Here is a 14,327-nt window from a genome sequence, read left to right on the forward strand (position 1 = left end):
TTGGGGGAAGGCGTGACGCGTGGAATGCCCGAGATCGAGGGTCGGCGACGGAAGAAGTCAGCTGCTCCAACCTCTGAGCTACCGGCCGTGGCCGGGCGGGATTTGAACCCGCGACCCGCTGATCCGAAGTATCCGTTGCCTGCGCACCGGGTATTCCACGCGTGTGCCTCCCGAGAAAGAAGTGGCGGCGGCGTGATTTCTTTGGAGGAAGTAGCCGCTGCCCGCGCACCGGGAGGTGCGTGACGCAGTTGTCCAGAGATCGAGTTCGGCGAAACCACAAAGGTGCTCTACCAACTGAGCTACACCGGCCCGAAGCCGATGGCGGGACTCGAACCCGCGGCCGCCCCATTAACAGTGGAAGTAGGTCTCGCCTCCGCACCTGGACGCTTCTGATCCTATGAGGCGGTGTTCGAGGCCCGCCACGTATTTAGAGGGCTGTTCCCGCGCTATGCCTGGGCGGTGGGCAGGACCACCAGCTGGCTCAGATTGACGTGCCGGGGGCGGCTCGCGGTGTACGCGATCAGGTCCGCCACGTCCTGGGCCGCGAGCGGGCCGATCGCCTCGAACATCCCGGACAGCTGCCGCGACAACTCCGGGTTGTCGATGTGGTGGCCCAGCTCGGTGTCGGTCAGCCCCGGTTCGATGTTCGTCACCCGCACCCGGCGCGGGCCGAGTTCGGTGCGCAGCGAATGGGAGAGGTGGGTCAGCGCGGCCTTCGTGGCGCCGTAGACGGCGTAGTTGGGGAAGGTGACGTGCGCGCCGATGGAGGAGATGTTCACCAGGTCGGCGGTGGCGCCCTCGGCCGCGCGGGCCAGCAGGTCCGGGGTGAAGGCGCGGATGACGCGCAGCGCCCCGGTCACATTGGTGTCCAGCATCCGCTGCCATTCGTCGGCGCGGCCGTCCTCGACCGGGTTGGGGAGCATGACACCGGCCGCGTTGACCACGAGGTCCACCGCGCCGAACTCCGCGTGGACGAGCCGGACCGCGGAGTCCACCGAGTCCTGATCGGTGACATCGGCGCCGGCGACGAGGGCCCGGCCGCCGTCGGCCCGGATCTTGTCGGCCAGCTCCTCCAGTCGCTCCCTGCGGCGGGCGAGGAGCGCCACCCGGACGCCGTGCCGGGCGAGGAGCACCGCGGTCGCGGCGCCCATTCCGCCGGCGGCTCCGGTGATGACGGCGGTGCGGCCCCGGAGGGATTCGTACGACATGGCTGAGGCTCCTTCGTATCGGCCCCGGCTTCCCGGCGGCGTCTGGTGGTGAGAACCAGCCTGTGGGCGCGGCCCGCGCCCACCCAGGGCTCCGCTCTTCCTGGGACTGCCAGTACCAGGCTGGGCAGCGGCCCGCCGATAGGATGAAATCCATGACCGGGGACATCGGAGACTTCCTGCGCTCGCGCCGCGCCCGCATCCAGCCCCACGAGGTGGGCCTGCCCGATCACGGCCGCCGCCGCGTGCCCGGCCTGCGGCGCGAGGAGGTCGCGCAGCTCGCCGGGGTCAGCGTCGACTACTACATCCGCCTGGAGCAGGGCCGGGGCCCCAGCGTCTCGGACGCCGTGCTCGACGCGATCGCCCGCGTGCTCCGGCTGGACCCCACGGAGCGGGCGCACCTGCGTGCCGTGGCCCGCCCCGCGGCCCCGGCCCCCGGAGCGGTGCCGGGCGCGGTCCAGGAGGTACGGGCCGGTGTGCGGCTGCTGCTGGAGGCGGTCGGCGGAGCGGCTCCGGCCTTCGTCCTGGGCCGCCGGATGGACGTCCTGGCCTGGAACGCCCTCGCGGACGCCGTCAGCGGCCACTCAGCAGTGCCCGAGGGCTCCCGCAACATCGCCCGTCAGGTCTTCCTGGACCCGGCCACGCGCGCGCTGTACCCGCAGTGGGCACAGATCGCCGAGGAGACGGTCGGCCATCTGCGCCTGGACGCGGGGCAGCACCCGGGCGACCCGGTGCTGGAGGAGCTCACGCGGGAGCTGTCGGCGCGCAGCGAGGAGTTCCGCCGGCTGTGGGCGGGCCACCCGGTCAAGCAGAAGTCGCACGGGGTCAAGATCATCAACCATCCGGTGGCGGGCCTCCTGGAGCTCCCCTACGAAACCCTCGCGCTGCCGGGAGAACCCGACCAGCTGCTGGTCGTCTACAGCCCCCGCCCCGGCTCCGAGACGGCCCGCCGCCTCGCCGCTCTGGCCGAAAACGCACCCCCCGAGGCAGCCCCGGTCCTCACGGCCGCTCCGGCTTCCTAGTCCGAAAGAGATGTCCTGGCCCGCCCGGCCCGCTTCAGACCGTGGCGGGCATCAGCAGCGTCGGCACCATGACGACCTCGCCGGCACCGGTCCCCCGGGACAGCGGTACCCAGATCAGCCCCACCATCCGGGGGCAGTCGCACTCCATGTCCGGATCCACGCCCAGCACCGGCTCCCCGTCCGCGACCTCCACGCGGTAGCAGGAGGTCCAGCCCGAGGGGTACGGAGCCTCGTGGGCGAAGCGCACGTCCAGCGCGCGCAGTCCCGTCTCCTCGGCGACCTCGCGCCGGACGGCGTCCTCGGGGTGCTCCCCGTCCTGGAGGCCGCCGCCGGGCAGGGTCCAGTACTCCGGCCCGTCGTGCCGCCCCGTGGCCCCCCTGCCGCGCTCCCGGACCATCAGCACGCAGCCGTCCCGGATGATCACCGCGGCCACCCGGCGCCGGTCCTCGGCCGGCACGCGGGCCCCGCCCGTCACGGCTGCTCCGCCCCGGCCCCTGTCCCGGTCCCCGCTTCGGCCCCGTCCGGTGCCCGGAGCCGCTCGCGGGCCTCCATCAGCGCGAAGCCCAGCAGGTTCAGCCCCCGCCAGCGGGCCGGGTCCAGCGCGCGGTCGTCGTCGGCCGCCAGTCCGATGCCCCAGATCCGGTCCATCGGGCTGGCCTCGACCAGCACCCGGCTCCCGGTGCCCAGCAGGTACGCCTTCAGCGCGGGGTCGGAGCCGAACTTGTGCACGCTGCCCGCCACCACCAGGGCGAACCGCTCCCGCTCCCATATCGCGTCGTCGAAGCCGCGCACGAGCCTTCCGGCCTTCTTCGCGGCCGCCGGACTCTTCGCCTCCAGCGCCGCCCGCTCCGCCTCGGCGTCCCCGAAGAGCCGTGCCTTTCCGGCCATCATCCAGTGCTCGGCGGTGGCGTACCGGATGTCACCCACGGTGAACGCGGACGGCCACCACTGGCTCAGGCAGCTCTCGCCGAGCCTCCCGTCGGGTCGCGGACGGTGTCCCCAGAACGGCAGGAACTTCACCCGCTTACCCCGGCTGACCTGCCCGATCAGTTCGTCGATCATCTCCATGCACGCGAGTCTTGCACCCGCCACTGACACTTCGTACGGGATTTCGGGCGCGCCTCGACACATGGTCGACCGATTCCGTCGCGTAATCAAAAGGCAACAACGGAATCACTTGGCCGAGGGGTACACCTCTGCCAGGATCGGCACTCAATTCGAGCTGTAGCTCGAACTGTAGCTACGGAGAGCGTGAGAGCGTGATGGGCAACCGCTTCCAGGTCAAGGTCCAGGTCAAGGACCGCTTCGCCGAAGGCGCGCAGTACATCGACGGGCAGCTGCGGCCCGGCACCTCAGGACGGTCACACACGGTGGTCGACCCCGCGACGGGCGAGGAGGTGCTCACCTACGAGCTGGCCTCCACCGCGGACGTGGACGCGGCCGTCGCCGCGGCCAAGCGGGCCTTCCCCGGCTGGTCCGGCGCCACCCCCGGCGAGCGCTCCGACGCGCTGCACCGGCTGGCCGCCGTACTGGCCGAGCGGGCCGAGGAGTTCGCGTACGCCGAGTCCCTGCAGTGCGGCAAGCCGGTCAAGCTGTCGACCGAGTTCGACGTGCCGGGGACCATCGACAACACGGCGTTCTTCGCGGGGGCCGCACGCCACCTCCAGGGGCAGGCCGCCGGGGAGTACTCCGGGGACCACACCTCGTACGTGCGCCGCGAGGCGATCGGGGTCGTGGGCTCCATCGCACCCTGGAACTATCCGCTCCAGATGGCCGCCTGGAAGATCCTCCCGGCCATCGCCGCGGGCAACACCATCGTGCTCAAGCCGGCCGAGCTCACCCCGCTGACCTCCCTGATGTTCGCCCAGGCGGCCAAGGAGGCGGGCCTGCCCGACGGCGTGGTCAACATCGTCACCGGCGCGGGCCGGGACGCGGGCGAGCACCTGGTCGGCCACCCGGACGTGGTCATGACCTCCTTCACCGGCTCCACCGCCATCGGCAAGCGGGTCGCCGAGATCGCCACCGCCACCGTCAAGCGGCTCCACCTGGAGCTCGGCGGCAAGGCCCCCTTCGTCGTCTTCGACGACGCCGACCTGGAGGCCGCCGCGAACGGCGCGGTGGCCGCCTCCCTCATCAACACCGGCCAGGACTGCACCGCCGCCACCCGCGCCTACGTGCAGCGCCCGCTCCACGACGCCTTCGTCGCGCGGGTGGCCGAGCTGATGGACACCGTCCGGGTCGGCGACCCCTTCGACCCGGCCACCGACCTCGGCCCGCTGGTCTCGCACGCCCAGCGCGACCGGGTCGCCGGTTTCGTCGAGCGCGCCCGCGGCTACGCCACGGTCGTCACCGGCGGCGAGATCCCCGGCGGGGAGTTCGCGGACGGCGCCTACTACCGGCCCACCCTGATCGCCGGCGCCGCCCAGGACAGCGAGGTGGTCCAGTCGGAGATCTTCGGGCCGGTCCTGGTCGTGCTGCCCTTCGACACCGACGACGAGGGCATCGCGCTGGCCAACGACACCCCCTACGGTCTCGCCGCCTCAGCCTGGACCCGCGACCTGTACCGGGCCAACCGCGCCACCCGCGAGCTCAAGGCGGGCTGCGTCTGGGTCAATGACCACATTCCGATCATCAGCGAGATGCCGCACGGGGGCTACAAGGCGAGCGGCTTCGGAAAGGACATGAGCGTGTACTCCTTCGAGGAGTACACGCAGGTCAAGCACGTGATGTTTGACAACACCGCGGTGGCGGCGAAGGACTGGCACCGCACGATCTTCGGGGACCGATAAAAACCAGCCGCCGGACCAGCGGCATCGCACCCATCCCGAAAGGGCACCTCCCATGGAGCAGTTCGAGCCCGACCGCCTCTCGGCGCCGCAACTCGCAGCGATGCGACGCAGCCTCACCAGCGGGCGCGGCGCCCTCACCCGCCGTTCGCTGCTGCGCGCCTCCGGAGTCGGAGCGCTCACCCTCGGCGGCCTCTCCACCCTCGCCGGCTGCGGCATCCCGCCGGCCAAACGCGAGGGCGGGGCCGCCGCGGCCTCCGACGACCACTCGGCACAGGAGAAGGAGATCAACTTCTCCAACTGGACCGAGTACATGGACACCAGCGAGGACCAGAAGTCGCGTCCCACGCTGGAGGAGTTCACCAAGCGGACCGGGATCACGGTCAAGTACACCGAGGACATCAACGACAACGTCGAGTTCTTCGGCAAGATCAAGCCGCAGCTCGCGGCCGGTCAGGACACCGGCCGTGACCTGATCGTCGTCACCGACTGGCTGGCCTCGCGCATCATCCGCCTGGGCTGGGCGCAGAAGCTGGACCCGTCCAACCTGCCGCACGCCTACGCGAACCTGATCCCGCAGTTCCGCAACCCCGACTGGGACCCGGGCCGAGCGCACAGCTATCCCTGGACCGGCATCGACACCGTCATCGCCTACAACACCAAGGCCACCGGCGGGAAGAAGGTCGACTCGGTCACCCAGCTGCTCGACGACCCCTCCCTCAAGGGCCGCGTCGGCTTCCTCACCGAGATGCGCGACAGCGTCGGCATGACCCTGATCGACCAGGGCAAGGACCCTGCGACCTTCACGGACGCCGACTTCGACGAGGCGATCGGCCGGCTCCAGAAGGGCGTGGACAAGAAGCAGATCCGCCGCTTCACCGGCAACGACTACACCGCGGACCTCGACAAGGGCGACCTCGCAGCCTGCCTGGCCTGGGCCGGCGACGTCATCCAGCTCCAGGCCGGCAACCCGGACATCCAGTACGCGATCCCGGCGCCCGGCTACATCACCTCCAGCGACAACCTGCTGGTCCCCGTCAAGGCCCGGCACAAGGCCAACGCGGAGAAGCTCATCGACTACTACTACGAGCCCGCGGTGGCCGCCCAGCTGGCCGCGTTCATCAGCTACGTCTGCCCCGTCGAGGGCGTCAAGGACGAGCTGGCCAAGATCGATCCGGCGCTCGCGGACAACGTCCTGATCGTCCCCGACAAGGCGATGTCCGCCAAGTCGCACGCCTTCCGCTCGCTCACCAGCGAGGAAGAGACGGCGTACGAGGAGAAGTTCGCCAAGCTCATCGGAGCCTGACGGGTCCCGCCGCCCCCCACCGGCACCCGTACCGGCACCTGCCCCTTCCACGACACACCACCGAAGGCCCAGGCCCATGACTGACAAGACCGCGGGCGGCGACGTCCGCCTCGCCGGGATCAGCAAGCACTACGGATCCTTCACCGCCGTGCATCCGCTCGATCTCACCATCCCGCAGGGCTCCTTCTTCGCCCTCCTCGGCGCCTCGGGCTGCGGGAAGACCACCACCCTGCGCATGATCGCCGGCCTGGAGGAGCCCTCCACCGGCACCGTCAGCCTCGGCGACCGCGAGGTCACGAACCTGCCGCCGTACAAGCGCCCGGTCAACACGGTCTTCCAGAGCTACGCGCTCTTCCCGCACCTGGACGTCTCCGAGAACATCGCCTTCGGGCTGCGCCGCCGCGGCATCAAGTCCGTCAAGAAGCAGGTCGACGACATGCTGGAGCTGGTCCAGCTCGGCCAGTTCGCCCAGCGCAAGCCGCACCAGCTCTCCGGCGGCCAGCAGCAGCGTGTCGCCGTCGCCCGCGCGCTCATCAACCACCCGCAGGTCCTCCTGCTCGACGAGCCGCTCGGCGCCCTCGACCTCAAGCTGCGCCGCCAGATGCAGCTGGAGCTCAAGCGCATCCAGACCGAGGTCGGCATCACCTTCGTGCACGTCACGCACGACCAGGAGGAGGCCATGACCATGGCCGACACCGTGGCAGTGATGAACGGCGGCCGCGTCGAGCAGCTGGGCGCCCCCGCCGAGCTGTACGAGAACCCGAAGACGACCTTCGTGGCGAACTTCCTCGGCACCTCCAACCTCATCGAGGCCGAGGTCCTGGAAGCCGGCGGGGCCGACGTCATGGTGAGCTCGGCGGGTACGAAGCTGCGCGTCCCGGCGGCGCGATGTTCGACCACACCCCGCGCCGGCGGCAAGCTGCTGGTCGGGGTGCGCCCGGAGAAGATCTCGCTGGTCCACGCGGACGAGGAGGACACCATCGCGGCCGGCCGCAACAAGGTCGCGGGCAAGATCGCCGACTCCTCCTTCATCGGTGTCTCCACCCAGTTCGTCATCGACAGCCAGGTCTGCCCGGAGCTGGAGGTGTACGTCCAGAACATCGAGCGCGACGCCCGCCTGGTCCCCGGCGCCGACGTGATCCTGCACTGGAACCCGGAGCACACCTTCGGCCTCGACGCCGCCCAGGACATCGACGCGGGCATCGAGACGGTCGAGGAGTCCGCGTGAGTGCCACCGCCGCGCCGCCCCAGGCGCCCGCCGCGGCCGAACCCCCGGTCCACAAGCCGTCCCTGAAGAAGCGCCTGATCCCGTACTGGCTGCTGCTCCCCGGCATCCTGTGGCTGGTCGTCTTCTTCGTGCTGCCGATGGTCTACCAGGCCTCCACCTCGGTGCAGACCGGCTCCCTCGAAGAGGGGTTCAAGGTCACCTGGCACTTCCAGACCTACTGGGACGCCTTCACCGAGTACTACCCGCAGTTCCTGCGCTCGCTGCTCTACGCGGGCACCGCGACGGCCCTGTGCCTGCTGCTCGGGTACCCGCTGGCCTACCTGATCGCCTTCAAGGCGGGCCGCTGGCGAAACCTTCTTCTCGTGCTGGTCATCGCCCCGTTCTTCACCAGCTTCCTGATCCGCACCCTGGCCTGGAAGACGATCCTGGCCGACGGCGGCCCGGTGGTCGGCGTCCTGAACAAGCTCGGCGTCCTGGACGTCACCAGCTGGCTCGGCATGACCGAGGGCGACCGCGTCCTCGCCACGCCGATGGCGGTCGTCTGCGGTCTGACGTACAACTTCCTCCCCTTCATGATCCTGCCGCTCTACACCTCGCTGGAGCGCATCGACACCCGCCTCCACGAGGCGGCCGGGGACCTGTACGCCCGACCCGCCACGGTCTTCCGCAAGGTGACCTTCCCGCTCTCCATGCCGGGCGTGGTCTCCGGAACCCTGCTCACCTTCATCCCGGCGAGCGGCGACTACGTCAACGCCGAACTGCTCGGCTCCACGGACACCCGGATGATCGGCAACGTCATCCAGTCGCAGTACCTGCGCATCCTGGACTACCCGACGGCGGCCGCGCTGTCCTTCATCCTCATGGCCATCGTGCTGATCATGGTCACCATCTACATCCGCCGAGCGGGAACGGAGGACCTGGTCTGATGAAGAGCGCCACCACCTGGCTCCGCCGCAATCTCGTCGTGATCGCGGGACTCGGCACGCTCGCGTACATGATCCTGCCGAACGTCGTCGTCACGGTCTTCTCCTTCAACAACCCCACCGGGCGGTTCAACTACGCCTGGCAGGAGTTCTCGCTCGACGCCTGGAAGGACCCCTGCGGAGTCGCCGACATGTGCGATTCCCTCTCCCTGTCCCTCCAGATCGCCGTGTGGGCCACGATCGGCGCGACCGTCCTGGGCACCGCCATCGCCTTCGCGATGGTCCGCTACCGCTTCCGGGGACGCGCCGCGGTCAACTCGCTGATCTTCCTGCCGATGGCCATGCCCGAGATCGTGATGGCGGCGTCCCTGCTCGCCCTCTTCCTCAACATGGGCATCCAGCTGGGCTTCTGGACGATCCTGATCGCCCACGTCATGTTCTGCCTCAGCTTCGTCGTCGCTGCCGTCAAGGCCCGTGTCCTGTCCATGGACCCCCGCCTGGAAGAGGCCGCCCGCGACCTCTACGCCGGCCCCGTGCAGACGTTCCTGCGGGTCACCCTGCCGATCGCGGCCCCGGGCATCGCGGCGGGCGCCCTGCTCTCGTTCGCGCTCTCGTTCGACGACTTCATCATCACCAACTTCAACTCGGGCAACACCGTCACCTTCCCCATGTTCGTGTGGGGATCGGCCCAGCGCGGTACGCCTGTACAGATCAACGTCATCGGCACGGCGATGTTCGTCATCGCGGTGCTGGTGGTCCTCGCCGGTCAGATGATCGGCAACCGCCGCAAGAAGGCACAGCCCAAGTAGCACCTGTACAGCCCAAGCAACACCTGTAGGGAGTTGGAAGACATGGCCCCAGACGCCATGCGCACCGCTGCACGATCACTTTCCGAAGCGAAGCCCGTCTCGTACTGGCTGGACGACCCCGGCAAGCCCGCCGCACAGCCGGCCCTCACCGGAGACGAGCACTGCGACCTCCTCGTCATCGGCGGCGGATACAGCGGCCTGTGGACCGCGCTGCTCGCCAAGGAGCGCGACCCCGCACGGGACGTCGTACTGATCGAGGGCCACGAGGCGGGCTGGGCCGCCTCGGGCCGCAACGGCGGCTTCTGCGCCGCTTCCCTCACCCACGGCCTCGCCAACGGGATGGCCCGCTGGCCGGACGAGCTGGCGAAGCTGGAGGAGCTCGGCGCCCGCAACCTCGACGCCATCGAGGAGGCCGTCGCCCGCTACGGCATCGACTGCGACTTCGAGCGCAGCGGCGAGATCGACGTGGCCACCGAGCCGCACCAGGTCGAGGAACTGCGCGAGATGCACGAGGAGGCCGAGAAACTGGGCCTCGCGGGCAACTCGCAGTGGCTGGATCGCGACGCCCTGCGCGCCGAGGTCGACTCCCCGACCTTCCTCGGCGGGATCTGGGACCGCGACGGCGTCGCCATGCTCAACCCGGCGAAGCTCGCCTGGGGCCTCAAGGAGGCCTGCATGGGCCTGGGCGTGCGGATCTACGAGAACACGCGCGGGCTGGACCTGGCCGGCTCGGGGGACGGGATGGCCGTGCGCACCCCGTACGGGCGGATCTTCGCCCGACGGGTGGCGCTGGGCACCAACATCTTCCCCTCGCTGGTCAAGCGGGTGCGCCCGCTGACGGTCCCGGTCTACGACTACGCCCTGATGACCGAGCAGCTCACCGAGGAGCAGCTGGCCTCGATCGGCTGGAAGAACCGGCAGGGGCTCGGCGACAGCGCCAACCAGTTCCACTACTTCCGGATCACCCCCGACCGGCGGATCCTGTGGGGCGGATACGACGCGATCTACCCGTTCGGCGGCAAGCTCGACGCCGACCACGACCACCGGCCCGAGACCTATCTCAAACTCGCCGAGCACTTCTTCACCTGCTTCCCGCAGCTGGAAGGGCTGAAATTCAGCCACGCCTGGGGCGGGGCGATCGACACCTGCTCCCGCTTCTCGGCCTTCTTCGGCACCGCGCACGCGGGCAAGGTGGCCTACGCGGCCGGCTTCACCGGGCTCGGCGTAGGCGCCACCCGCTTCGGCGCCGACGTGATGCTGGACCTCCTGGCGGGGGAGCGGACCGAGCGCACGGAGCTGGAGATGGTCCGCTCCAAGCCGATGCCGTTCCCGCCGGAGCCCTTCGCGTGGACCGGGATCACGCTGACCAAGTGGTCGCTGGCGCGGGCGGACCGCATGGGCGGCCACCGGAACCTGTGGCTGAAGACCCTGGACCGCTTCGGCCTCGGCTTCGACAGCTGAGCGGTCGTCCCGGCGGGCTCGCCCCTCCACCCGCCGGTGTGTTGATCGGGTAAGCGACGGATACGCGCCCGGGGCGCGCAAACCCGTTCGACCTGTGACCCACCTCACTGCCATGGAGTGGCGGAACCCGCGTCATATTCCAGCCCGGCCCTGCTCTCTCCGGTGGAGAACCTTCACCGCAACCAAGAGAGCGGAGGCCGGGCGATGACGATCCCGGGGGACAAGGTGGCAGTGGAATGGCTGGTCTCGGTGGCGCCCGATCCGGACGCCTGCCGATGGGAGTGGGAGCGCAACCCCCTCGGTGTCACCCTGCTGCCCGCCGGCCGGCGCTGGGACGTGCTGATCCTGCCGGGGGAGCTGGGACGCGCCACCCTCGACGTGCTGGAGCTCCTGCTGGAACGGCCCGGCCCGGTGCTCGCCGACTTCGGTGACACCCGGCTGGGCTTTTTCGTGCCCCCCGGCACGGCGTCCCGCTGGATCGGGACGGGTGTACGGGGAGCGGGGCGCGGGAGCTGGATCGTGGTCCCGTATCCCGGCCGGGCCACGGGCGGGGTCCGCTGGCTGGTGGTCCCGGACGGGCTGGGCACGCTCACCGATCCGGTGGTGCTGGAGCTCGCGATGCACGAGGCGGCGGCCCGCGCCGTGGGGCAGGAGGGCGTGCGGCAGGGGAGTGCGGGGCGGGGGGACCGGAAGCCTTGACAAGAACATTGGTCTGGACCATCTTGGGCGCGCCCACTCCATCACCTGTGGCCTGGCTCCATCCCCCCATGCACCGGAGGCAGTTGTGCGCACAGCAAGAGGTGCCCTCGCAAGAACGGCCCTGTCCCTCCTCTCGGCCGCCGCCCTCGCGGCGGCCGGACTCCTCGCCATCGGCCCGTCGGCCGCGGCCGCGGACGCCGACCTCGTCCGCAACGGCGGCTTCGAAGCCGGACTCGACGGCTGGACCTGCTCGGCCGGCAGCGGAGCAGTCGTCAGCACCCCCGTCCATGGCGGGAGTTCCGCCCTCAAGGGCGCCCCGGCCGGGCAGGACAACGCCCGCTGTTCCCAGACCGTCACCGTCAAGCCCGACTCCGCCTACACCCTCAGCGCCTGGGTGCAGGGCGCCTACGTCTATCTCGGCGCCACCGGCACCGGGACCACGGACGTGCAGACCTGGACCCAGACCCCGGGTGCCTGGAAGCAACTGAGCACGAGCTTCCGTACCGGCGCGGCCACCACCTCCGTGACCGTGTACACGCAGGGCTGGTACGGCCAGCCCCCGCAGTTCACCGACGACGTCACCCTCGTCGGCCCCGACCCCGGCGGCTCCGGCCCCGGTCAGCCCCAGCCCCCGGCCGCCCCCACCGGCCTCACGGCGTCCGCCCCCTCCTCGGCGACGGTCGCCCTCTCCTGGGCGGCCGTGCCCGGCGCCACCTCCTACCGGGTCTACCGGGACGGAGCGAACCCGACCACCGTCACCGGCACGTCCACGACGGTCACCGGCCTCACCCCGGCCACCGGCTACTCCTTCCAGGTCAGCGCGGTCAACGCGGCCGGGGAGTCCCCGAAGAGCGCCGCCGCGACGGTGACCACCCCGAGTGACGGCGGCGGCAACCCGGGCAACCCCGGCCTGCCCGCACACGCCCTCGTCGGCTACCTGCACGCCAGCTTCGCCAACGGCTCGGGCTATGTCCGGATGGCCGACGTGCCCGCCTCGTGGGACGTGATCAACCTGGCCTTCGGCGAGCCGACTTCGGTCACCTCGGGCGACATCCGCTTCCAGCTCTGCCCGGTCGGCGAATGCCCGACCGTGGAATCGGCCGCGGAGTTCAAGGCGGCCATCAAGGCCAAGCAGGCCGCGGGCAAGAAGGTCCTGATCTCGATCGGTGGCCAGAACGGCCAGGTCCAGCTGGCCACCACCGCGGCCCGCGACACCTTCGTCTCCTCCGTCAGCAAGATCATCGACGAGTACGGGCTCAACGGCCTCGACATCGACTTCGAGGGCCACTCCCTCTCCCTGGCGACCGGGGACACCGACTTCCGCGCCCCCACCACCCCGGTGATCGTCAACCTCATCTCCGCCGTGAAGACCCTCAAGGCCAAGTACGGACCGGACTTCGTCCTGACCATGGCCCCCGAGACCTTCTTCGTCCAGCTCGGCTACCAGTACTACGGCTCCGGCCCCTGGGGCGGCCAGGACCCGCGCGCGGGCGCGTACCTCCCGGTCATCCACGCCCTGCGCGACGACCTGACCCTGCTCCACGTCCAGGACTACAACTCGGGCTCGATCATGGGCCTCGACAACCAGTACCACTCCATGGGCGGCGCCGACTTCCACATCGCCATGACCGACATGCTGCTCACCGGCTTCCCGGTCGCTGGCGACACGGCCCGCGTCTTCCCGCCGCTGCGCCCGGACCAGATCGCCATCGGCCTGCCGGCCACGACCAACGCGGGCAACGGCTACACCTCCCCGGCGGAGGTCACCAAGGCCCTGGACTGCCTCACGAAGAAGGCGGGCACGACCTGTGGCAGCTACCAGACCCACGGCACCTGGCCGGGGCTGCGCGGCCTGATGACCTGGTCGGTCAACTGGGACCGCTTCGGCAACTGGGAGTTCTCGAAGAACTTCGACGCCTACTTCGGCGGCTGACCGGCCCCGGAGCCGACGGTGGCCGGGCCGCGCCCTCCGAGGGTCACGGCCCGGTGCACCCCGAGCAGGAGGGGGGTGCACATCAGGAGGCTGGCAAGGACGTCCAGGGGCCAGTGGTAGCCGCGCAGGATCAGGCCCGCGGCCGTCAGGGCGGTGAGGGCGGCGGCCAGCGGGAGGGGCCAGCGCACGCGCAGGTACGGGGTCACCAGGACGGCCGCGGCCGTGTAGGCCACGAAGGCGGTCGCCGTGTGGCCCGAGGGGTAGTAGCCGGCGGCCCACGGCTCCAGGGGACCCGGACGGCCGGTCCATTCCTTCAGCGGGACGACCAGGGCCGGGACCAGGGTCATGGCCAGCGCCCCGGCCGTGGCGCCCAGGCGGTTGCCGCGCCGGGCGGCGTAGACGACCGCGAAGACCAGGACGGGCACCGCGACCGGGACGTTGCCGAGGTCGGAGAGGCGCTGGGTGACCTCGTCCGGGACGGTGCGCACCAGCACGCGGCTGAGGTCGGCGTCCAGGGTCAGCAGGGGCCCCGATACGAGGACCTGCCAGGTGATCAGCGCGAAGAGCGCGAAGCAGAGCGCGCAGAGCGCGGCGAGTGCGCGGGGGGTCGGGGCCGTGAAGGCGGCGAGGGCCCGGCGCAGGAGAGTGGCCGGCCGTCCCGGAACAGGGGGGGTGGTTCCGGGACGGCCGGCCGGACCGGGTTGCCGTGCGCCCCGGGGGGTTTGGGGCGTACGGCTGTCCGATCGGAGAGGAGTGTGCGCGAACGCATGACCAGTGCGGCGCTGGGGAAGCCCGGTACTGGTATCGCCCTCGGTTTCCCGCGGGCGCTGTGTCTCACTCATCTGCAGAAACCGTACGGCAGCGGAAGGGGGACCGACAGCAGGAAAACGCTCCCGCCATCGGCCCCCCACACGTTCTTCACAGCGCCCGACCGTTACCCGCGGTAGTGATCGAG

Annotated in this window: 13 protein-coding genes; 9 read left to right on the top strand and 4 right to left on the bottom strand. The window is 70.5% G+C overall.

Translation table 11 applies throughout. The features are described from left to right. Positions 1 to 446: 446 nt before the first annotated feature. On the bottom strand, positions 447 to 1,208 hold the full coding sequence (locus tag AC3IYJ_RS29385) for an SDR family oxidoreductase (RefSeq protein WP_489397545.1): 762 nt from the start codon (positions 1,206 to 1,208) through the stop codon (positions 447 to 449). Between the two features lie 152 nt (positions 1,209 to 1,360). Here AC3IYJ_RS29385 and AC3IYJ_RS29390 point away from each other — a divergent pair, with 152 nt between their 5' ends. Next, complete coding sequence (locus AC3IYJ_RS29390) at positions 1,361 to 2,227, top strand: helix-turn-helix transcriptional regulator (RefSeq protein ID WP_489397546.1); 867 nt, start codon at positions 1,361 to 1,363, stop codon at positions 2,225 to 2,227. Between the two features lie 34 nt (positions 2,228 to 2,261). Here AC3IYJ_RS29390 and AC3IYJ_RS29395 read toward each other — a convergent pair whose 3' ends face one another. Both AC3IYJ_RS29395 and ybiA read right to left on the bottom strand, forming a co-directional pair. Then, entirely contained in the window at positions 2,262 to 2,702 is a 441-nt protein-coding gene (locus tag AC3IYJ_RS29395; protein WP_489397547.1) for an NUDIX domain-containing protein, read from the bottom strand. Continuing rightward, a complete protein-coding gene (gene ybiA / locus AC3IYJ_RS29400; protein WP_489397548.1) occupies positions 2,699 to 3,295 on the bottom strand; it encodes a riboflavin biosynthesis intermediates N-glycosidase in 597 nt (198 codons plus the stop codon). Before ybiA ends, AC3IYJ_RS29395 begins: the two co-directional genes overlap by 4 nt. A gap of 194 nt (positions 3,296 to 3,489) precedes the next feature. Between ybiA and AC3IYJ_RS29405 the strand changes: the two genes are divergently transcribed. The 8 genes from AC3IYJ_RS29405 to AC3IYJ_RS29440 all read left to right on the top strand — a co-directional run bounded on the left by AC3IYJ_RS29405 (position 3,490) and on the right by AC3IYJ_RS29440 (position 13,372). Next, positions 3,490 to 5,016: a gamma-aminobutyraldehyde dehydrogenase gene (locus AC3IYJ_RS29405; protein ID WP_489402961.1), complete on the top strand. Its 1,527-nt coding sequence runs from the start codon at positions 3,490 to 3,492 to the stop codon at positions 5,014 to 5,016. A 52-nt stretch (positions 5,017 to 5,068) separates the two neighbouring features. Next, entirely contained in the window at positions 5,069 to 6,319 is a 1,251-nt protein-coding gene (locus AC3IYJ_RS29410; protein WP_489397549.1) for a polyamine ABC transporter substrate-binding protein, read from the top strand. Between the two features lie 76 nt (positions 6,320 to 6,395). Continuing rightward, the gene (locus AC3IYJ_RS29415; RefSeq protein WP_489397550.1) at positions 6,396 to 7,547 is read left to right on the top strand and encodes an ABC transporter ATP-binding protein; all 1,152 of its coding nucleotides are present in this window, start codon (positions 6,396 to 6,398) and stop codon (positions 7,545 to 7,547) included. After that, complete coding sequence (locus AC3IYJ_RS29420; RefSeq protein ID WP_489397551.1) at positions 7,544 to 8,473, top strand: ABC transporter permease; 930 nt, start codon at positions 7,544 to 7,546, stop codon at positions 8,471 to 8,473. The genes AC3IYJ_RS29415 and AC3IYJ_RS29420 overlap by 4 nt, the downstream gene beginning before the upstream one ends. Then, positions 8,473 to 9,279, top strand: a complete 807-nt coding sequence (locus tag AC3IYJ_RS29425) for an ABC transporter permease (protein ID WP_489397552.1) — start codon at positions 8,473 to 8,475, stop codon at positions 9,277 to 9,279. The genes AC3IYJ_RS29420 and AC3IYJ_RS29425 overlap by 1 nt, the downstream gene beginning before the upstream one ends. 42 nt (positions 9,280 to 9,321) lie before the next feature. Beyond that, entirely contained in the window at positions 9,322 to 10,740 is a 1,419-nt protein-coding gene (locus AC3IYJ_RS29430; RefSeq protein WP_489397553.1) for an NAD(P)/FAD-dependent oxidoreductase, read from the top strand. A 204-nt stretch (positions 10,741 to 10,944) separates the two neighbouring features. Further along, positions 10,945 to 11,439 (top strand): hypothetical protein, encoded by a 495-nt coding sequence (locus AC3IYJ_RS29435; RefSeq protein ID WP_489397554.1) that lies wholly within the window; start codon positions 10,945 to 10,947, stop codon positions 11,437 to 11,439. An 85-nt stretch (positions 11,440 to 11,524) separates the two neighbouring features. Continuing rightward, on the top strand, positions 11,525 to 13,372 hold the full coding sequence (locus AC3IYJ_RS29440) for a chitinase (RefSeq protein WP_489397555.1): 1,848 nt from the start codon (positions 11,525 to 11,527) through the stop codon (positions 13,370 to 13,372). Here AC3IYJ_RS29440 and AC3IYJ_RS29445 read toward each other — a convergent pair. Continuing rightward, entirely contained in the window at positions 13,357 to 14,214 is an 858-nt protein-coding gene (locus AC3IYJ_RS29445; RefSeq protein ID WP_489397556.1) for a phosphatase PAP2 family protein, read from the bottom strand. The two genes, AC3IYJ_RS29440 and AC3IYJ_RS29445, sit on opposite strands and share 16 nt — an antisense overlap. Positions 14,215 to 14,327: the final 113 nt, after the last annotated feature.

Source organism: Streptomyces sp. GL_140, from assembly GCF_057834465.1.

What these genes read in the sequence shown, in the direction of transcription:
- AC3IYJ_RS29385 (WP_489397545.1), bottom strand. Translation starts at nt 1,208, where the DNA reads ATGTCGTACGAATCCCTCCGGGGCCGCACCGCCGTCATCACCGGAGCC.
- AC3IYJ_RS29430 (WP_489397553.1), top strand. Translation starts at nt 9,322, where the DNA reads ATGGCCCCAGACGCCATGCGCACCGCTGCACGATCACTTTCCGAAGCG.
- AC3IYJ_RS29390 (WP_489397546.1), top strand. Translation starts at nt 1,361, where the DNA reads ATGACCGGGGACATCGGAGACTTCCTGCGCTCGCGCCGCGCCCGCATC.
- AC3IYJ_RS29435 (WP_489397554.1), top strand. Translation starts at nt 10,945, where the DNA reads ATGACGATCCCGGGGGACAAGGTGGCAGTGGAATGGCTGGTCTCGGTG.
- AC3IYJ_RS29410 (WP_489397549.1), top strand. Translation starts at nt 5,069, where the DNA reads ATGGAGCAGTTCGAGCCCGACCGCCTCTCGGCGCCGCAACTCGCAGCG.
- AC3IYJ_RS29415 (WP_489397550.1), top strand. Translation starts at nt 6,396, where the DNA reads ATGACTGACAAGACCGCGGGCGGCGACGTCCGCCTCGCCGGGATCAGC.
- ybiA (WP_489397548.1), bottom strand. Translation starts at nt 3,295, where the DNA reads ATGGAGATGATCGACGAACTGATCGGGCAGGTCAGCCGGGGTAAGCGG.
- AC3IYJ_RS29405 (WP_489402961.1), top strand. Translation starts at nt 3,490, where the DNA reads ATGGGCAACCGCTTCCAGGTCAAGGTCCAGGTCAAGGACCGCTTCGCC.
- AC3IYJ_RS29445 (WP_489397556.1), bottom strand. Translation starts at nt 14,214, where the DNA reads ATGAGTGAGACACAGCGCCCGCGGGAAACCGAGGGCGATACCAGTACC.
- AC3IYJ_RS29425 (WP_489397552.1), top strand. Translation starts at nt 8,473, where the DNA reads ATGAAGAGCGCCACCACCTGGCTCCGCCGCAATCTCGTCGTGATCGCG.